Raw genomic sequence first — 15,940 nt, 5'->3', positions numbered from 1 at the left:
TATGCCGACCGGATCGTCGTGCGTTGCGAGGGTGAGGTCGTCGCCGACCATCGCCGGTTCTTCGGTCGAGACCGCACCCTGTATGACCCATGGCATTACCTGCCGGTGCTGGCGACCAAGCCCGGCGCCCTGCGCAATGGCGCGCCGTTCCAGGACTGGGAGCTACCGCCCGCCCTGGCGCGCCTGAGGCGCAAGCTGGGTGCGGGTGACGAAGCCGATCGCCGGTTCGTGCGGGTTCTGGCGGCTGTGCTGGAAGACGGCCTGGAGCCGGTCGAGGCCGCCGCGCGCGAGGCGCTCGCTGCCGGGACCGTGAGCGACGACGTCATCCTCAACATCCTGGCGCGCCGACGCGAACCGCCCCGGCCGCTGAGCATCGTCACGTCGGATGACCTTGCCCTGCGGCATCCGCCTCAGGCGGACTGCGACCGCTACGACAGTCTGCGAGGCCTGCATGCAGCGGCATGAGATGATGGCGGCCCTGACCGGCCTGGGCCTCAAGGGCATGGCCGGCGCCTTCGACGAGGCGGTCACCACCGGCCTGCAGCGCAAGCGCACGACCATGGAGATCCTCGCCGACCTGCTCCGCGCCGAGACGACCCACCGGCATGCGGCTTCCATCCGGTACCGGATGGCGGCAGCCAAGCTGCCGGCCGTGAAGGACCTGGACGCCTTCGTGTTCGACGACACGCCGATCAACGAGGGGCTGGTGCGCTCGCTGCACAGCGGCGCCTTCCTGGCGAACCGGCGCAACATCGTGCTGGTCGGCGGGACAGGCACGGGCAAGACCCACCTGGCCACCGCCATCATCACCAACGTCGTGCGCGCCGGGGCGCGTGGCCGCTACTTCAACACCGTCGACCTGGTGAACCGCCTCGAGGAGGAGACCCGCCTGGGCAAGGCCGGTGCGCTGGCTGCTCACCTCTGCCGCCTCGACGTCGTGGTCCTCGACGAGCTCGGCTACCTGCCGTTCGCACGCTCCGGCGGCCAGTTGCTGTTCCACCTGATCAGCAAGCTCTACGAACGGACCTCGGTGATCGTCACGACCAACCTCGCCTTCGGCGAATGGCCGACCGTGTTCGGCGATCCCAAGATGACGACGGCCCTGCTCGACCGCATCACCCACCACTGCGACATCGTCGAGACCGGCAACGACAGCTGGCGCTTCAAGCACCGCAGCTGACCCCACCAAAAGAACGCCAAGCGAGGGTTGAGCCTCCGGTCGGGCTACGCCCTCCCTACGCCCCAACCCTCGCAAGCGGTGCGCTCGTGACGTCCATCACGAACCCCAAAAGGGGGTCCCTATTGCACGCCGATAGGGGGTCCCTTTTAGACGCCGATTGACACTTGGTAGGGGCGACCATCAGTTCAGCCCTCCGTTCAGGATTGCATCCACAACCGACAACCCGACAGTATCGCGCCAGTCGTTATCTACCGAAGTGGTCGGATAGAGCACTTCCTTGGCGACGCGGGCCTTGACCTTCAATCCCTCCATCGTGGAGCACGGCGTGGCGACTATTTGTTCCTCGATCTCTCCCACTCGGCTGTAAGCAGCCGCAAGATCAGGACCGAAACCCGAAGCCGCGTTCTTGATGGTCATAGCGGCTGCCCACTGTCTTCCGAGGTCGATCAGTTTGGCGTCGGGATGTGCAGCAGCCTCGACGGCGACGGGCAGGGCGACAACAGCGACGGCAGCAGCCGAAGCTCCGAACAGATGACGACGGCTCAGCATTCGACCAACTCCCGAGAAGGGGCCGGACGAACCGGGGCAGGGCGGGCGATGACCGGAGCGGCGCCGCGACCGTTGAAGAAGCGGGCGAGATCGCCAAGCGGGTAGGGAGCGGGCACCCAAGTTGGGTTGCGACGCGCGAGGTTGGAGCGGTCCATTACGCTGCCTCCCCTTCACCGGAGGCAAACTTGATGCGGTCCGGCACTCGCGAGGCGAAGTAGGTCAGGCCTTTTGCGGTGATGAAGGTCTTTGGCCGCGCCTTGTCGTCCACAATGGTCGATTTGACCTCGAAGACTCCCATTTGGATAAAGCGGACGCGGGGGACTACAGCCGTTCCTTGGTGGAAAACGTAGTCCTGCTTCAGCCAAGAAACGAACTTGTTGGGATGGCAACCCAAGGCACGCCCAGCATTCTGCAGGCCGTAAAGACCATCCGCGTTGACGAACTGATCGTAGAATCCGGTTTTCGGCTTGTCGGCCTCGACCCTGGCTTCCAGTGCGATCACCTTCTCGACGTTTTGCAGCAGTAGGCCGCGAAGGGCAGTCGGGTCGTTCAAGGCGACGACAGGATCGACCTGCTTCGCCTTGCGCTCGCACTCGATGAAATACTGGCGGGCGCGTTTGCCCTGGTCGTTGCGCTCGACCATTGCCAGCTCTTTGGCCATGTCGATGGTGACGGCGTACTCAGTGGCAACGACAGGCCTAGATTTTGTGCTCCCCGATTTTGGGGACCGCAAATCTTGATAGGTCACATAGTCCACGCCGTCGACGAAGTCGTATTGACCGATGCGATCTTTGATCCAAGTCGAGAAGTCCTTCCCAATCGTCAGAAAGGCGTGGAGGTCGCGAGCCTTGACGGTTTGAACCGTAGCCTCGCCGATGGTCCCTGTGACAACCACGGGGAATGAGTTATCATTCGCGTTCATTCGATAGCTTCCTTCTATCGGGTGTTTGAAGGCCGCTCTTGCAGGAGCGGTGTTCGGTTTAGCTGGTGGGGCGGTTTCCTACGCCCGGTCCCCACCAGCGGCCGATTTCCCCACTGACTCTTCAAGTCGGCGAACAATTTCGCTCGTCAGGGTTCGATCGTTTTCAGCAGCTCTTACTCTCAGCTCCTTGCGCAGTTCAGCAGGGAGCCGGACGCTGGTAACAGGTGGTTGGGGGTCTTTCGTCATGCGGTCCTCGATGTAAATCACGGTCATTTATATGACGGTGATTTTATTGACCGTCAACCGAAAAAATCACAGTGATTTTCATCATTGGGGAGTCGCCATGTCAGATATCAAAACCGGTCGTGCCTCAGATCAGTTTCCACTCCGTTTGCCTGAGGGGATGCGTGAGCGGATCAAGACTGCGGCTGAGGTAAACGGGCGATCAATGAACGCTGAGATCGTGGCGGCGCTAACTGAGAAGTTCCCAGAGCCAGTGGACCTAGAGTTCGAGAAGCTGTTTGAAATGGCGGAGAGATTGGCACCTGGAGAGTTCGCGCGACTTACCCAGGCACTCTTGGATCGCGACCTTGCTTCGGGGAAAATCACCGAAAAGGACCTGGAAGACGGGCTCGTTCCCGGCTTCACCGTGCGCCGCGTTCCCGTCGAACACTGAGCCGCCGGCTGTCTGGGCGGGCTTGACCGACTAAGAGCGCATCCGCCTTAGCGAACCTCCTCCCGAACCCCGCCAGAGCGGCGGTAGTAGCCTGGAGCACCCTTCACGCGCCAAAGGGATCGAGCGGCGTGTTGACAATAGTCTCGGCGCTCAGAGCTGCGGCGATGAAGATCGCCGCTCGTAATAGATTTCCAGACTCATATCGCCGTAAATGTCAGAGTAGCTAAGCATTATGGATCGGTCTGGCCAGCGCCATTCGCAATGCTCGCCGAACTGCGATGCATCGCATGAGAAGGGCTCGCCGTAGACTTCTCTCAGGTCGTTAGCGACCGGCCGGAACATCGGCCGGAAAGCATATTTGCTGACAGTGCTGTCCGGTTCGAGGATGACGATGTCGAGGCGGCCATCCCTGAAATAGAAGCCTGCGCTCCAAGACTTGCTCTGTAAGGTAATGCCTTCGACAATCGCTCCGCGAACTCGCCCTTCAGAGATCGTCCGGTCATCAGACAGTGCAGCACCTGGGATCGTTTTAATGACCTCATCAACGGTCATGCCGCCCCTAGCGCCTCGCCAAAGCTCCTGCGCCCCCGCCGATCCCGCCCACGTTGCCAAAGCTAATGCTGCGATAGTCCCGATCTTCCAGCCCATTCACCCCTCCATAGTTAGGGGGAGGCTATTCGGAATAGGGCTCGATCTCCAAGCCCCAATCCTGCGCCATACGGTGGAACATGACCGGATCTGGCGCATCGACTTCGGCCGGCGACTGTTCCCGGAAGAATTGGTCGATGTAAGTCTGTGGTCCCTGAAGCCTCTCTTCACGGGCGAAGCGCTCGGCAAACCACCCGGTGTAGAGGTAGCCAATCGCAGCATTCCTGCGGTGAGATTTGACCCGTGAAATCAGGTCGTATGGCGTTAGCTTCCAGAACTCGCATTCCGAAATATTGCAGTCTCGAGCTACGGAAAGAGCCTCGCCCACAGGGTCGGACGACGGCTCTTCCGAGGGTTTGCCGGGCCTTCTTCGGCGGACCTCCCATCAGGACCATATTGTCCGATTTCCCAAGCTCTCCACAGCGCCTTAAGCGTGGCGTTGAGCGGATAGGAAGCAGCAGGAGCGGAAAGCACCTCGGACGAAGAGACCGCGCCGTTGCTCAGCAGTTCGATCAGATCGCCTGCTGCTTTGCTAGAACCGGAGCGGCCCTTCTGGAGATCCTTGAAGCGATCCATCACCCACTCATAGCCGTGGGCGTCAAGAGCGGCGTAAGTGAGCTGGAGTGGGATGGACCTACCATCTGGCAGGTGCAGGCGAACGATCCCGAGGCGGTCGTCGGAAACCTCGGTCATGCGGCCAAGGTCTCGCGCGCCGGCATGGCGACCGGCGACAACGACAGCGAGTACATGGTCTTGCCATCGACCTGGGCGCTCAGGGTCAGGTTGGGAACCGCCTTGAAGGTGATCTGCTTGGCTTCGGCACCGGTGCCGAAGGCGACCTTGAAGGGCAGTTCGGCATTGTTGGCGTGGGCCGCGAACAGGGCTTCCTGCTCGGTATCGCCTTGCTGATAGTGCAGGTCAGCCGTGAACGGCGACGGCTCGCGCGGGCCGTTGATGTACTCGCGGGTGCCGGGCGCGGTGTCGAAGTCGGTCGCGTCGATCCGGTTTTCCGACGCGCCGCCGCCGTTCAGGTTCGTGACGCCGGGGACGTTCTTGTAAGTGATCGTGGTCGTACCGCTGCCGACAAGCAGCTTGATGAACCCTTGAACCAGAGTGGCCATGGTCAGTTGTCCTTTTGGAGTTCGAGGCGGAGCGTGACGCGCCGACCAACCAGGGATGGATCGGTCGTTGGCGCCGCGACCGGCCCCGTAGCGGTCGCGATGGTGCATTTCCCGCCGTCGACAGTGAGGTCAGACGGCTGGAGGTGGAAAAGGTCTCGGATCAGGCGGCCCAGTGCGTCGATCTCAGCGGTTGAGCCAGTGTCCTTGGCGTAGATGCGAACGTCCTGAGTGATCTCGCGGATCGTCTCGGTGAAGGTGCTGGCGTCCCGGTCGGCAGATGGCGCGGCAATCACCACGGCGGCCTTCTCTCCGAAGATGAAGTCGTCGGGCGCGCGGTCGCTGAAGATGGCGGGCGTGCCGTCGACCTCCGCCACGTCGTGGATCACGCCGCCGGTGCCGACGAGCCGCTGAAAGATGGCCTTGGTGGAGTTCATGATTTCCTCACGCAACTCAAGGTAAGCGTCGCGGCAGTGCTGACTTGGAGGGAAGCATGAAGGCTGTTGAGCAATATGCCCGGAACTTGGCTGTCAAAGACGGCCTCAACCCAGATGCGCGACGTGAGCCCAGGACCGCGCAGGAGCGGCAGGCTGTCCGTGAAGGGAAGCCAGCGCCCAAGGTCTGGATGGACTACGTTTCAGTAGCCCTGAGCGCCTTGGCGGAGCCGCCTGCGAACAGCGCTAGGATTTCGCTCCGGCGATGAAGGCCTCGGTCAGCTCGCGCTGGTTCTCTTTGGCGGGCAGATCCATGAAGGGGCGGGCCGCGATACGCTCGGTGCCTTCGTGCAGCGGGCGGGCGTATTCAGAGTTGGCGACGACCTGGCCGACGACATCGTTGCCATCCTCGCGGATATTCGGGTCGGCGTTGGTGTTGGCGACCAGGTTGCCGAGGTCGCGGGCAGGGGGCTCGCCGGGCGCTGAGGCCTGGTGCTTGCCGTATTGCTTCCCGGTCCCGGCGCGGTTCAGCACATCGGTCTTAAGGATGCGCTCGTATTCGCCGAGGGCCTGTCTCAGTCCGCCTTCAGCGGCGCGATCCGACATGGCGTCGATGGCGCCGAGGTCGAGCGTGACTTTCGCCATGGCGGCCTCCTATGAAGGCTGATGACCCAGCCATCGAAACTGATCGTCGTGACCACGACCGAGCCGCGCCAATATCTGACGGAGGCGAGAGCCTGGTCGTCCAGTGCTGCCGATGCGGAGCAGTTTGACTGGCCCGATGTGGCGGCGGTGATCGGCGCGCTTCCGAAGGGCACGCCCGCCGCGCCCGTGCGAGCTGAGGACGCTTAGCGCGCCTGGAGCTTGTAGAGGGCCGCCGCCGGGTCGCCAGTCTTGGCGATCACATTGAAGGTCGTCGACAGCAGGCCCTTGGCTGGGTCAGGTGCCGTGATCTTGTGCCCAGCGGCTGGGATGATGCCCGAGGGCAGGGATGCGCCCAGGACCAGCACCTGGCGGTCAGTGGCGGGGATGCCGAGGGCTTGCCGGCGATAGTCGCTGTAGTCGGTCAGCAGCACCTTGCAGGGGTGATAGGCCGTGTTCGTGTTGATCCAGCCCCCTTGATTGTCGGAGACCCGACCGCCCGGAATCGTCAGCATGCCGTCTTCGAAGTCGTCGCCGAAGTCTTCCAGCGCTTCAGCAGCAACACCGTCGAGGATGCTCATAGGGGCCACTTCCTGATGGTCAGATATTCATCGCACCGGCACGCGATCACTTCGGCGGCCGGCGCTCCGAACGAAGTATCTCCAGGCCAACGGAACTGCGCGCCGCTCGGGCTGGTGAACGGCATGTCCAGCCCGCGCACCTCTTGCCCGTTCATTGCGTCGTGGGTGTCGCGCTGACGCCCGTCCTGGCTCGTGGACCAGCCGCGCACGATGTCCATGGCATCAATCCGGCCGTCATCGACCAACTGCTGATACGCCTCGTGCTTGGCGGCCCGAATGGCGGGGATGCCTTCCGTCCTGGCGATAACCTCGCCCCGAAGCTGGGTCAGGCGCGCCGCATAGCGCGTCGTCATGGTGAGGGCGGTCTCAGCGGGGACGGGCTTGCGGGATATTATCGCCGCTCGAACACGAGCGTCATAAGTGCGGTCACGACGGCTGCGCGTAAGGTAGTTTCTCATCAGCGCGGGATCACCCGACGCCAGTTCGGCCCGGGCGGTGGCGACGTAGTCACGATAGGGGCCGGACAGACCGATCAGGCCTCCAGTGCGCTCACCCGTCGCTCTCGAAATCCGCCCGACCAAATCCAGCGCCACAGACCGGGGACCGGCGCCGCGCGCCATGCCGTCGGCGAGGAATGCACGGGCCTGGTCGATCTCGCCCTGCGTCAGGCGCGTAATAAGGGTGCCAGCCATCTCGCGGATGATCGCGGCGGCGCGCTGGTTGCCGGGGTCGAAGCGGAAGCCGATCGACACGGCCGCCGGCATGGATGCGACAGCGCCTTGGCCCCCAGCGGTGAAGGCCTCGACCAGCTTGGCTTCCAGGGGCTGGAACGCGGCGCGGTCGATGTGCAGGGCCTGCATAGCGGCGTCGAGATCGCGGCGCTCCAGGGCCAGCAGCAGCTTCTGGAAATCCACCTCGCGGGTCAGGTCTTTCACCGCCGCCATGAAGGCCTGGGCGACCTCCAGGCCATACTTCGCCGCCAGCTCTCGGAAGAGCCGCTGTTGAGCCGGGTGCCTGGCCATGATGGTTAGGGGTTAAGCGCTCGGACGCGCACGGCCGCTTCGGCCATGAGATCGAGATAGGCTTCGAACTGCGAGCGAGCGACCTCGCGAAGATGCTCAACCCGCTCCTGCGGATGGCCCTCGTAGATCGCCTGCTGCATCAGGTCGGCCGTGGTCACGACCTCGATGATGGTCGCGGTCGCCATGCGGCCGGGCATCCGGTGCGCGGTCTCGCGCTCTTGTTCAGGTTCTTTCGCCACGGCCGGGACAGTCGCACAGGTCAGCATCTCAGCCAACCGCCCATAGGCCGAGGTATGGGGCCGAGTTATCGGGAATGAGGAACGGGGCGAGCAGGCCTTCGACGGCGCTCAGCCGCAGGGTGTTGTCGGTGACGGCGTTGCCGCTGCCCTCGAAGTATTCCTTCTCGATGGTGTCGATCTTCTTGCGCTTCAGGGCGCCGGCGGCGGTGACGCCAACGGCGAGGCTGCCAGGATTGGCGCTCTCGTGCAGAGCGGCAGCGTAGGTGGCGTACTCTAGCGCCGTGCGAAGAGGCTCAGACGTTTGATCGCCAACGATCCTCGTGCCGTACAGCCCATCAATGTAGTCGGTTGCGCGCTGGCGAAGTTGAGCCGGTGTGAGGTCGCCAAGCGACGTGCTGTAGCCGCGAGCATCCATCCATGCTGCCAGCCCTTCATCCGAACCGCGTGCGCTCATTGGATAACCCCGTCAGATGGGGTAAAATGCCGGACCCGCCGAGCATCCTACCTCTCGACGGGTCCTAACCAAGCCAACCTGTTGAGAGGTCGAAATGGCTATCGTCCGTCTATGTTCAGTCCCCGATTGCGGCAAGCCGCATCTGGCCGGTGGGCTATGCAATCCCCACTACCTCCGCCGTCGAAAGTATGGAGACCCGACTGGCGGAGGCGAGATGCGCCACCTCATGGCCGAGACGTGCTCGGTCGAGGGATGCGATGCCGTGCGAAGCGCCAAAGGCCTTTGCGAGAAGCATCACAAGCGCTTGCTCCGGCATGGCGACGCAGCAGTTGTTGAAACCGTGCCGTCTCCCGCACGCGACTGGCTTGAAGAGCACGTCGCGCACCAAGGCGGTGATTGCTTGATCTGGCCGTTCGCTCGGCTGAACAACGGATATGGCTGCATCAGGTCAACGACTGCCAGTCGCGCGATGTGTATCTTGGCGAACGGGCCGCCCCCATCCCTCGACCACGAAGCAGCTCATTCCTGCGGCAAAGGGCATGAAGCCTGCGTCAATCCCCTGCATCTGCGATGGGCGACGCCGCTCGAAAACGTTGGCGATCAGGAGGTCCATGGAACGATCGTTTGGGGCGAGGCTGCTCCCAACGCGAAACTAACTGAGGCAGACGTTCGCCTGATGCGTCGTTTAGGCTCCCGATATTCAGCGGTAGAGTTAGGCGAGGCGTTTGGCGTCTCCAGACAGACGGCGAGAGACATTGTCGCCCGCCGCCGCTGGAAACGACTGGCCTAACTCTTGGCGTGTTCCGCCGCAAACTCCGCCTGATCCGAGGGGCTCAGTTCGGAGAACGCCTTGGCGTCGTCTTCACGCAGGCCCTTGCCGACCTTCTCGCCCTTGGCGTCGAGAATGCTCCACCAGCCGTTTCCGCCGTCGGTGACGGTGAAGGGGCCGGCCGGCGCTTCGTCGCCGGGTAGGGCCCCGTCCTTGGGGTTGGTGACGGCGGTCTTGCCCTTGCCGTCGCCCGACAGGACTTCGTAGCGGCCGGCCCAGACGGTCGGCTCGTTCTTGACGTCGAGTTCGGTGCCGACCTCGATTTCCTTGCCCTCGGAGGTGTAGATCCCGGGCTTGGTGATTTTGACGCGCATGGTGCGCTCCTTCCGTTTGATAGGAAGGGCCCCGACCGAAGCCGAGGCCCAGCCGGGTTAGTCGAGGTCGGTCGTGTAGAAGACGCCGGCCTTGCCGTTGTAGTCCGCGCCGATTTCCAGACCCATCGCCCCCATATTGAGGAATTGGTAGTTATCGGTCGGATTCGGACGGGCCATCGCCGTGGTGTTGACGGCCATGCCCAGATCGCCTGCGCACGGGGCACGAAGCCGAAGAAGGCGTTTCCCGTCAGCTTGAAGGTCACCGCGATCTTGTTGATGCGGCGGTTCTTCTCCAGGTGCTCCCACAGAGAGCCGCCCTTGAAGCCGCTCGACGTGGACAGGTCCCGGTCGAGGTTGCGGGCGATCTCCGGCGAGACGTAGACGTTGACCCGCTCGCTGATCAGGTTCGCGTCCAGCATGGCGCCGAACGTGTTGTTGAAGAACGAGATGATCGCGTCCGTGGTGGTGGACGGCGAGGTCAGGTCGATGTTGGCGCCGCCGCCGGCCGAGCCCAGGTTGATGACCTTGGAGTAGGTGGAGGTGCGGATGCCCCGGGCGCCGTAGCCCTGGAAGGTGATGTTGGCGTCACCGTCGAGGACGTAGTCGGCCATGTTGCGACGGAGCTTGTCCAGCGAGGCTTCCTGATCGTCGGCAAGTGCGTCGAAGTTCTCCGACTGCAGGGTGTTCCATTCGCGCCATTCGCGCCCATAGGCGTCGGCGAAGATCGGAACGGGGACGCCGCGGTAGTCGTAGACGACCTTGTCCATCGGCACCGGCACCTGACCCGACAGCGACCGGATGACCGGGTTGTTGGAGTCCGAGGCCACGCGGGTCATGTGAACCAGCTTGCCGATGTTCACCGCCTTGGCCAGCGGCATCAGGTCGGCCATGAACACCTCGCCGCCGTCGTCGCGCATGACACGGCGGGTGATGGTGTCCATTTCGAGCCAGGCGTCGCGCGGCAGGATGGAGGCATTCAGGGCCGTGCCGGAGACGTTGCCGTAGAGTTCGGCGTGGGCGTCCTCGGTGCGGTGGAAGTGCTCGCGGGCCATGCTGACCTCGCCCCACCATTGCTGGTGAGGACGGGAGTTGGCGACGAGCTGTTCGTCGAAGTAGCGCATCGTCAGCCCTCCTTAGGCCGCAGCCGTCAGGTGACCGTTCGTGGCCGCGCGAACGCGGACCAGCTGGGTCGAGCCGGACGTGTTGTTGTAGATCTCCTCCGAGTAGGCGACGACGAGGTCACTGGTGGAGGCGATGGCAAGCGTGCCGCTGGCGGCGGGGGTCAGCGGAGTGCCGACCGCCGCGATGTTGACGCCGGTAGCGACGCGGGCGTTGAAGAACTGCTCATCCAGCAGTTCCATGCCGATGCAGACGTCATCCGCCGCATAGGCATCGTCGACGCCCTTCTGGGCCAGGTAGTTGTCCTGGGCGATCCAGACCTTCCCGACGGTCGTGGCGCCGGCGGGCGTGAACTCGCCGGACGACAGGACGATCAGCTGGCCTGGCGTGATGGCCGTGGCGGCCGGAGCCTCACGAACCTGCGGGGTGACCTGCGTCACCGGACCCGCATAGATCTTGTTGAAGCGGGGCATGGATCAGCCCTCCTTCTTGTCGGCGGCCGGCAGCTTGAAGCTGGGCTTGGTGTCGCCAGACGGGCGGAAACCGCTGTTGGCGATCGGGGCAGCCTTGCCGGGCTCGGCCTTGGGGGCCAGCTTGCGCAGGGCGTTGAGCGTCAGCTCTTTCGCCGTCTCTTCGTCCAGCAGGTTGGCCTTGACTACCTTACCCACCAGATCGGTGTGCTCGGCTTCGTCTTTGGCCTTCTGGTCTGCGGCGTTGGCGATCATCTGATCCGTGATCGGCTTGATCTTGGCGTCGATGATCGTGCCGAGGCGGGCATCCAGGGCCTCGGGCTTGAGAGCATCCGTGATGGCGTTCACCTTCGCGGAAAGCTCGTCGAATTGGACCTTGTCCATCTCGTCGTCCTTCTGATTGTTGGAGGGTTCCCGCTCGGTGCCGAAAGTGGCCTCGATCACGGACTTGAATTTGTCGAAGAGCGACGCTCGTTGACGCTTCTCGACGGCACGTAGAGCCTGGTCGAAGGCCCATCCGAGTTCGCGATCGGCATCATCTTCGATGACCGAGTTGACGACCTGGATCTCTTGGCCCGCCGAGTTGACCATCATGCCGACGCCCTGTTCGGGGGTGGCGGCGCCGTCTTCGTCCAGAAGGATGGCGTCGTGGTCGAACTCGATGTCGCGAGCGGTGAACTTGTAGGGAACGTCGCCGTTGGCGGCGTCCATGATGGCCAATAGGCCGGTCGAGGTGTGGACGGCGTCGCCGGCATCGATGGCCGCTAGGACGCGCTTGCCGCCGGCGGACTGGTTGGCGAACTCGATGTCGATCACCTTGTCCAGCAGGACCCGGCCGCCCTCTTGGCGCACGTTCTCGTTCCAGGCGCCGATGTAGTGACCGTTGATGCCCTCGGGGTCGCGGGCCGACAGGAACTTGCCGTTGATGGCCGGGTGGCCCAACGGGGCGGGCGTGCGCTCCAGCGTCTTGAACGACTTGGCGATCTCAGCGGCCGGATAAAGGATGTCGTTCATGACGACGTCGTCGGGCAGGGTCGCCGAGGGGACGATGATCACGTCCCGGCCGTTGCGCTTCTCGCGCTTGATCGCCGCCGAGTTGGCCAGGGTGCGGATGTTGACGCGGACCTGATCGCCAGCCGTGAGGCCTTTGTTGACCAGGAAGGCGCGCGTCGGCGCTGCGGGCTTGTGCACGCGGGCCTCCTTAGATTGTGGATGGGTCAGGCGGTTTGTCGGCGCAGCACGGTCACTGAACCGCCGCTGCCAGTGTCGTGGACGATTGCGGCCTTAACCGCGTCTTCAGCGCTAGCGCCGTGCGCCATGGCGCCGAGGGCGAACTTCTCGCCGCTTCCGGCCGCCCAGTAGGGAGCCTTCAGAACCGTGTCGCCGTCCTCATGCATCCAGACAATCTTGTCATCGGGCATGAAGACGAAGACCGAGCCGGTTGCCTCACCAGCCTTCAAGGGCGGTCGGTCGCCGATCATTCCGGCCCTTATCCAGGCCTCGACCTTATCGGTGAGCCCGCACGAACCACATGATCCATAGAGAAGCGGCCCGCGTGCCTTGATCTTGGTCTCGGTGCCGCATCGAATGTTGCCGGCAGTGATCAGTGTGTCGGCGGCAAGGATGCCGTCGCGGAATGCGATGGTCGTCATGCAGCCGGCTCGTCTTCGATCTCGGGCAGGCCTAGGGCGTCCTGCTCTTCGTCGTCATCGCCCTCGTCGCGGTACTTGTCCGCCTCGCTGAGGGGTTCGCGGTCAGCCACGCCGCGCATGTCGTCGATGGTGAAGACGAACTCGCCCGTGTCCTTCATCTTCACGTTCACGTCGGCCATCTTGTCGGCGAGGGCGACCTTGTCGGAGAGGGACGCGTCGGTCAGGTCGGACCAGCTGAGGAACCAGTCCCTGGCGGGCAGGATGCCGACCTGCTCAAGGCGTCCGACGAACGTCATGATGGCCGGGATCACCTGATTGGTGCGGCGCCCCATGCAGGTCCGCGACCATTCCTCCGCGTCCTCAGTGCTGGCGCGCTCGCCGGTCTGCGAACCGACGAGGATCTTCATCGGGATCTTCATCGAGGCGGCGAACGACTGCGCAGCGACGGCGAAGAAATGCTCGGGCGAGGGCAGGGACACCTGAATGGGGGTGACCTTCATGCCCTGGGTCATCAGGGACTTGTCGAAGCCCCGATTGAAGCTCTCGACCTGCTCATCGATCTTATCGACCACATCAGTGGTCTGGACGCCCATGGCCGCCGCCATGCTCTCCAGCTTCGCGTCCTTGTCGATCTCGATGGAGAGGCCAGACTTGGCGTTCTTGTAGAAGCCCTCGCCGCCGGCACCGATGATCTTCGACAGGGACAGGAGGTCGTTGTAGCCCGGCTCCAGCGCCGAGCGGCCGTTCAGCGTGCCGTCCCGCGACCAGACGATGACCCGGTCGGGGTGGATGTCGAAGTTGCGGGGCTGCGCGGTCTCGCCGACAGCGGCCTCGTTGAACTGATACATCGTCGGCTGGCCATAGCCTTCCGAGGTCTGGTCCGTGTCCCAGGCCGACGGCTTGATCTGGCCTTCCCATGCCGGGATCACCTCGACCAATCCAGCCAGGCCGCCGTTGACGCGATCAACAGGCTCCCGAAGTTGCTTGCTGTCGGCGAAGCGCAGGATCAGCACGGAGTACCGCCCGACCATGCCCCGGCGATCCGCCTCGGCCATGTGCTGCCATAGCCGCAAGTCGGCGAAACGCTGCCGGATATCCGCCTCGACCTTGGTCTCTTTCTGATTGCCGCCCTTGGTCCCGTCGCGCTGGAACTCCTGCAGGTACGGCATGTCCTGCCAGGTCTTCTCGACCGTCTTGTCCACCCCGGCATTGGCGAGGCCGTTGCGGGTGTAGGCTTCATAGGCCGTGTTGAAGTCCACGAGCGCGGGATAGCCGAAGTCGGCGGTATGGTTGTGCTTCGCGGCCCCGAAATAGCCGGGGAACATGGCCTGCAGCGATCGTGTCGCGACGTTGACCAGAAGCTGACGCGCGCTCATCAGCGGTGCCGGCTCTTCAGGAACATGGCGACGGTCGATTGCGCCTCGATCTTGAGACTGTGGATAGCCCACACCAGCGCATCCATGCGGTTCGGCGAGAAATCGCCCTGGTAGCCGGCCGGAGTGGTCATCAGCATCTCGGCCTCCATCAGCGGAAACTGCTCGCGGTGCCTGATCCGCTTCTGGTCGTAGAGGGCGGCGACAGGCTCGGCGCGGACCTGCTTGCCCCGGCTGGCGGACACCATGACGACGCGGGCTTTGACGCCGCCGGCGCGGAGCGTGCTCTCGACCATGTCGCCGCCGAAGTTCTTCTCAGCGACCACGCAGTCGGCTTTCCAGCGATCGACGCACTTGGCGACGGCCGTGGCCCAGGCCATAGGGGAGGTGGCGGGGCAGGTGCCGTCTTCCAGAATGATGGCTCCGTCGCCGTATTCAGCCGCGACCACGATACCGACGTCATCACCGCCGCCAGACGGGTCAACGCCAACGACGACGCGGCCCCAATCGCCCTCAGATGCGTTCCGGCCCTCGCGCCACGCCTCATCCAGCGCCTCGCGGTTCCAGATCGCGCCTTGAACCGACGGCATGTACGCGCCGAGCCAGATCCAGGCAGCCCGGAGTTTGTCCTTAAGGAAGTCCAACTCCATCAGCTCGCGCAGAGCTTCGGGGAAGAACGGGTTCTGGTCGAAGTTGATCTTGCGGACGATGGCGCGCTTCGGCTTCACCGGACCCCGGAAGAAGACGTCGATAGGGTCGGTCGCCAGGCGCGGGTTCCAGATCGCCCACAGCTCGGAAATGATCGTGCGGAGCACGGTGGGGATTAGCACGTCCAGCGACGCCTGCTTCACCTCCTGCGCTTCCTCCAGGATCGTGAGGCCGGCGCCCTCCAGCGACTTGATGCCCTCGGGCTTGCCGCCCTTCCAGAGGCCGATGAACATGATCTTCTGACCGCCGAGGCCGATGAACGTGCCGTCCACCTCGCGGAAGTAGGTGCCGAGCAGGCCGTAGTGCTGGAGCCGGGTGCGGACCAGCTCCAGAGACGACTCCTTCAGGTTCGCCATCACCTCCCGCAGGAAGACGACGCGAAGCCGAACGGTCGTGACTGTGTGGAAGATCGCGGCATCCACGACCGACCAGGACTTCGCCGAGCCCCGCCCGCCGTGGGCAGCGCGGAAGCGATATGAGCCGAGGGGCTTCGCGGTCAGGAACCGGAAAGCCGGGATCGGTTCGTAGATCACTCGGCCGTCTCGTAGTCCTCCGGGCTAGCGGGCACCGGAGCATCGGCATCAGACCGGGTGACGTAGGAGACGGTCAGGACCGCCGAGTTGGTGTTGTCTGCCTTGTCGATCACGAGGCCGTTCAGTTTGGCCGCATCCATCAGACTGGCGCGAGCGACCTGGAGCATCGGCGCTTCGTTCTTGCCTTCAGCCTTCTTGGCGATGGCCAGCAGCCGCTCAGTGATCGTTGCGACTGTGATGACGGCCTTGTCGGCAGCGCGTTCCTGCAACTCCGAGACCCTGGCCTGCACCTTGTCATTTCTTGTCAGGCGGGAGGCGTTGGGTTCGCTGGGCTTGTACCCTGCATCGGCGTAGGCCTCGGCCTGGCCCTTCCCTTTGGCCAAAGCTAGGGCGAACCGCTCATGTTTCGGATTTGAGAGGGCAGGCATGTGTCCTCCCGCCTATCTGGCATATCCGCCGATCCAAACCCGCCGGAAG

24 protein-coding genes and 2 pseudogenes are annotated in these 15,940 nt (G+C 63.7%); 5 read left to right on the top strand and 21 right to left on the bottom strand.

Going from position 1 to position 15,940, the window contains the following annotated elements; genetic code table 11:
* Both JKF87_RS05710 and istB read left to right on the top strand, forming a co-directional pair.
* Positions 1–465, top strand: a pseudogene (locus JKF87_RS05710) (IS21 family transposase); the annotation flags it as partial.
* The gene (gene istB / locus JKF87_RS05705) at positions 452–1,180 is read left to right on the top strand and encodes an IS21-like element helper ATPase IstB (RefSeq protein ID WP_128115569.1); all 729 of its coding nucleotides are present in this window, start codon (positions 452–454) and stop codon (positions 1,178–1,180) included. The pseudogene JKF87_RS05710 and the gene istB, both read left to right, overlap by 14 nt.
* 180 nt (positions 1,181–1,360) lie before the next feature.
* On the opposite strand, the gene JKF87_RS05700 is transcribed toward istB, so the two are convergent.
* From JKF87_RS05700 to JKF87_RS18640, 3 genes are all read right to left on the bottom strand, one after another.
* Positions 1,361–1,729, bottom strand: coding sequence for a hypothetical protein (locus tag JKF87_RS05700; protein ID WP_201098147.1), 369 nt, complete (start codon positions 1,727–1,729; stop codon positions 1,361–1,363).
* 154 nt (positions 1,730–1,883) lie between these two features.
* The gene (locus tag JKF87_RS05695; protein ID WP_201098146.1) at positions 1,884–2,651 is read right to left on the bottom strand and encodes an antA/AntB antirepressor family protein; all 768 of its coding nucleotides are present in this window, start codon (positions 2,649–2,651) and stop codon (positions 1,884–1,886) included.
* Between the two features lie 78 nt (positions 2,652–2,729).
* Positions 2,730–2,897 (bottom strand): Arc family DNA-binding protein, encoded by a 168-nt coding sequence (locus JKF87_RS18640; protein WP_370874364.1) that lies wholly within the window; start codon positions 2,895–2,897, stop codon positions 2,730–2,732.
* A 31-nt stretch (positions 2,898–2,928) separates the two neighbouring features.
* On the opposite strand from JKF87_RS18640, the gene JKF87_RS05685 reads away from it, so the two are divergent.
* Positions 2,929–3,327, top strand: a complete 399-nt coding sequence (locus tag JKF87_RS05685) for an Arc family DNA-binding protein (RefSeq protein WP_201098142.1) — start codon at positions 2,929–2,931, stop codon at positions 3,325–3,327.
* A gap of 150 nt (positions 3,328–3,477) precedes the next feature.
* Here the strand turns inward: JKF87_RS05685 and JKF87_RS05680 are convergent, their stop codons facing one another.
* The 6 genes from JKF87_RS05680 to JKF87_RS05655 form a co-directional block, all read right to left on the bottom strand.
* A complete protein-coding gene (locus JKF87_RS05680; RefSeq protein WP_201098140.1) occupies positions 3,478–3,975 on the bottom strand; it encodes a hypothetical protein in 498 nt (165 codons plus the stop codon).
* A 25-nt stretch (positions 3,976–4,000) separates the two neighbouring features.
* Positions 4,001–4,303, bottom strand: a complete 303-nt coding sequence (locus JKF87_RS05675) for a hypothetical protein (RefSeq protein ID WP_201098136.1) — start codon at positions 4,301–4,303, stop codon at positions 4,001–4,003.
* Entirely contained in the window at positions 4,282–4,668 is a 387-nt protein-coding gene (locus JKF87_RS05670; protein ID WP_201098134.1) for a hypothetical protein, read from the bottom strand. The genes JKF87_RS05675 and JKF87_RS05670 overlap by 22 nt, the downstream gene beginning before the upstream one ends.
* Positions 4,665–5,096 carry a phage tail tube protein gene (locus JKF87_RS05665; RefSeq protein WP_201098132.1) on the bottom strand — a complete coding sequence of 144 codons (432 nt, stop codon included), beginning with the start codon at positions 5,094–5,096 and terminating at the stop codon, positions 4,665–4,667. The genes JKF87_RS05670 and JKF87_RS05665 overlap by 4 nt, the downstream gene beginning before the upstream one ends.
* Before the next feature lie 2 nt (positions 5,097–5,098).
* On the bottom strand, positions 5,099–5,530 hold the full coding sequence (gene gp17, locus JKF87_RS05660) for a tail completion protein gp17 (protein ID WP_201098130.1): 432 nt from the start codon (positions 5,528–5,530) through the stop codon (positions 5,099–5,101).
* Positions 5,531–5,773: 243 nt separating this feature from the next.
* Positions 5,774–6,172, bottom strand: a complete 399-nt coding sequence (locus JKF87_RS05655; protein ID WP_201098128.1) for a hypothetical protein — start codon at positions 6,170–6,172, stop codon at positions 5,774–5,776.
* 21 nt (positions 6,173–6,193) lie between these two features.
* Between JKF87_RS05655 and JKF87_RS05650 the strand changes: the two genes are divergently transcribed.
* Positions 6,194–6,379, top strand: a complete 186-nt coding sequence (locus tag JKF87_RS05650; protein WP_201098126.1) for a hypothetical protein — start codon at positions 6,194–6,196, stop codon at positions 6,377–6,379.
* On the opposite strand, the gene JKF87_RS05645 is transcribed toward JKF87_RS05650, so the two are convergent.
* From JKF87_RS05645 to JKF87_RS05630, 4 genes are read right to left on the bottom strand one after another with little or no spacing between them, the layout of a single operon-like run.
* Positions 6,376–6,750, bottom strand: a complete 375-nt coding sequence (locus JKF87_RS05645) for a hypothetical protein (RefSeq protein WP_201098124.1) — start codon at positions 6,748–6,750, stop codon at positions 6,376–6,378. The two genes, JKF87_RS05650 and JKF87_RS05645, sit on opposite strands and share 4 nt — an antisense overlap.
* The gene (locus tag JKF87_RS05640) at positions 6,747–7,772 is read right to left on the bottom strand and encodes a structural protein (RefSeq protein WP_201098122.1); all 1,026 of its coding nucleotides are present in this window, start codon (positions 7,770–7,772) and stop codon (positions 6,747–6,749) included. The genes JKF87_RS05645 and JKF87_RS05640 overlap by 4 nt, the downstream gene beginning before the upstream one ends.
* Positions 7,773–7,777: 5 nt before the next feature.
* A complete protein-coding gene (locus JKF87_RS05635) occupies positions 7,778–8,047 on the bottom strand; it encodes a hypothetical protein (RefSeq protein WP_201098121.1) in 270 nt (89 codons plus the stop codon).
* Positions 8,040–8,465 (bottom strand): DnaT-like ssDNA-binding protein, encoded by a 426-nt coding sequence (locus JKF87_RS05630; RefSeq protein WP_201098119.1) that lies wholly within the window; start codon positions 8,463–8,465, stop codon positions 8,040–8,042. Before JKF87_RS05630 ends, JKF87_RS05635 begins: the two co-directional genes overlap by 8 nt.
* Before the next feature lie 214 nt (positions 8,466–8,679).
* Between JKF87_RS05630 and JKF87_RS05625 the strand changes: the two genes are divergently transcribed.
* The gene (locus JKF87_RS05625; RefSeq protein ID WP_201098117.1) at positions 8,680–9,255 is read left to right on the top strand and encodes a sigma-70 family RNA polymerase sigma factor; all 576 of its coding nucleotides are present in this window, start codon (positions 8,680–8,682) and stop codon (positions 9,253–9,255) included.
* Here the strand turns inward: JKF87_RS05625 and JKF87_RS18635 are convergent.
* The 8 genes and pseudogenes from JKF87_RS18635 to JKF87_RS05590 all read right to left on the bottom strand — a co-directional run bounded on the left by JKF87_RS18635 (position 9,252) and on the right by JKF87_RS05590 (position 15,891).
* Positions 9,252–9,608, bottom strand: coding sequence for a hypothetical protein (locus tag JKF87_RS18635; RefSeq protein WP_370874363.1), 357 nt, complete (start codon positions 9,606–9,608; stop codon positions 9,252–9,254). The two genes, JKF87_RS05625 and JKF87_RS18635, sit on opposite strands and share 4 nt — an antisense overlap.
* Before the next feature lie 57 nt (positions 9,609–9,665).
* Positions 9,666–10,525: pseudogene (locus JKF87_RS18630) on the bottom strand (major capsid protein).
* Positions 10,526–10,741: 216 nt separating this feature from the next.
* Positions 10,742–11,200: a hypothetical protein gene (locus JKF87_RS05615; RefSeq protein ID WP_201098113.1), complete on the bottom strand. Its 459-nt coding sequence runs from the start codon at positions 11,198–11,200 to the stop codon at positions 10,742–10,744.
* A gap of 3 nt (positions 11,201–11,203) precedes the next feature.
* Positions 11,204–12,388, bottom strand: a complete 1,185-nt coding sequence (locus JKF87_RS05610; RefSeq protein WP_201098111.1) for a hypothetical protein — start codon at positions 12,386–12,388, stop codon at positions 11,204–11,206.
* A gap of 26 nt (positions 12,389–12,414) precedes the next feature.
* Positions 12,415–12,849 (bottom strand): hypothetical protein, encoded by a 435-nt coding sequence (locus JKF87_RS05605; protein ID WP_201098109.1) that lies wholly within the window; start codon positions 12,847–12,849, stop codon positions 12,415–12,417.
* Positions 12,846–14,225: an anti-CBASS protein Acb1 family protein gene (locus JKF87_RS05600; RefSeq protein ID WP_201098107.1), complete on the bottom strand. Its 1,380-nt coding sequence runs from the start codon at positions 14,223–14,225 to the stop codon at positions 12,846–12,848. Before JKF87_RS05600 ends, JKF87_RS05605 begins: the two co-directional genes overlap by 4 nt.
* Positions 14,225–15,463, bottom strand: coding sequence for a phage terminase large subunit (locus JKF87_RS05595; RefSeq protein WP_307418363.1), 1,239 nt, complete (start codon positions 15,461–15,463; stop codon positions 14,225–14,227). The genes JKF87_RS05600 and JKF87_RS05595 overlap by 1 nt, the downstream gene beginning before the upstream one ends.
* Positions 15,460–15,891 (bottom strand): terminase small subunit, encoded by a 432-nt coding sequence (locus JKF87_RS05590; protein ID WP_201098105.1) that lies wholly within the window; start codon positions 15,889–15,891, stop codon positions 15,460–15,462. Before JKF87_RS05590 ends, JKF87_RS05595 begins: the two co-directional genes overlap by 4 nt.
* Positions 15,892–15,940 lie beyond the last annotated feature (49 nt).

Source organism: Brevundimonas nasdae (assembly GCF_016654005.1).
Taxonomy (GTDB): Bacteria; Pseudomonadota; Alphaproteobacteria; order Caulobacterales; family Caulobacteraceae; genus Brevundimonas; species Brevundimonas nasdae.
Note: the sequence above shows the minus strand (reverse complement) of the source record. Positions and strands in the feature narration are given on the sequence as shown.

Excerpts from the sequence above, each read along its gene's own strand:
- istB (WP_128115569.1), top strand. The coding sequence starts at position 452 with ATGCAGCGGCATGAGATGATGGCGGCCCTGACCGGCCTGGGCCTCAAG.
- JKF87_RS05700 (WP_201098147.1), bottom strand. The coding sequence starts at position 1,729 with ATGCTGAGCCGTCGTCATCTGTTCGGAGCTTCGGCTGCTGCCGTCGCT.
- JKF87_RS05695 (WP_201098146.1), bottom strand. The coding sequence starts at position 2,651 with ATGAACGCGAATGATAACTCATTCCCCGTGGTTGTCACAGGGACCATC.
- JKF87_RS18640 (WP_370874364.1), bottom strand. The coding sequence starts at position 2,897 with ATGACGAAAGACCCCCAACCACCTGTTACCAGCGTCCGGCTCCCTGCT.
- JKF87_RS05685 (WP_201098142.1), top strand. The coding sequence starts at position 2,929 with ATGACGGTGATTTTATTGACCGTCAACCGAAAAAATCACAGTGATTTT.
- JKF87_RS05680 (WP_201098140.1), bottom strand. The coding sequence starts at position 3,975 with ATGGGCTGGAAGATCGGGACTATCGCAGCATTAGCTTTGGCAACGTGG.
- JKF87_RS05670 (WP_201098134.1), bottom strand. The coding sequence starts at position 4,668 with ATGACCGAGGTTTCCGACGACCGCCTCGGGATCGTTCGCCTGCACCTG.
- JKF87_RS05665 (WP_201098132.1), bottom strand. The coding sequence starts at position 5,096 with ATGGCCACTCTGGTTCAAGGGTTCATCAAGCTGCTTGTCGGCAGCGGT.
- gp17 (WP_201098130.1), bottom strand. The coding sequence starts at position 5,530 with ATGAACTCCACCAAGGCCATCTTTCAGCGGCTCGTCGGCACCGGCGGC.
- JKF87_RS05655 (WP_201098128.1), bottom strand. The coding sequence starts at position 6,172 with ATGGCGAAAGTCACGCTCGACCTCGGCGCCATCGACGCCATGTCGGAT.
- JKF87_RS05650 (WP_201098126.1), top strand. The coding sequence starts at position 6,194 with ATGACCCAGCCATCGAAACTGATCGTCGTGACCACGACCGAGCCGCGC.
- JKF87_RS05645 (WP_201098124.1), bottom strand. The coding sequence starts at position 6,750 with ATGAGCATCCTCGACGGTGTTGCTGCTGAAGCGCTGGAAGACTTCGGC.
- JKF87_RS05640 (WP_201098122.1), bottom strand. The coding sequence starts at position 7,772 with ATGGCCAGGCACCCGGCTCAACAGCGGCTCTTCCGAGAGCTGGCGGCG.
- JKF87_RS05630 (WP_201098119.1), bottom strand. The coding sequence starts at position 8,465 with ATGAGCGCACGCGGTTCGGATGAAGGGCTGGCAGCATGGATGGATGCT.
- JKF87_RS05625 (WP_201098117.1), top strand. The coding sequence starts at position 8,680 with ATGCGCCACCTCATGGCCGAGACGTGCTCGGTCGAGGGATGCGATGCC.
- JKF87_RS18635 (WP_370874363.1), bottom strand. The coding sequence starts at position 9,608 with ATGCGCGTCAAAATCACCAAGCCCGGGATCTACACCTCCGAGGGCAAG.
- JKF87_RS05615 (WP_201098113.1), bottom strand. The coding sequence starts at position 11,200 with ATGCCCCGCTTCAACAAGATCTATGCGGGTCCGGTGACGCAGGTCACC.
- JKF87_RS05605 (WP_201098109.1), bottom strand. The coding sequence starts at position 12,849 with ATGACGACCATCGCATTCCGCGACGGCATCCTTGCCGCCGACACACTG.
- JKF87_RS05600 (WP_201098107.1), bottom strand. The coding sequence starts at position 14,225 with ATGAGCGCGCGTCAGCTTCTGGTCAACGTCGCGACACGATCGCTGCAG.
- JKF87_RS05590 (WP_201098105.1), bottom strand. The coding sequence starts at position 15,891 with ATGCCTGCCCTCTCAAATCCGAAACATGAGCGGTTCGCCCTAGCTTTG.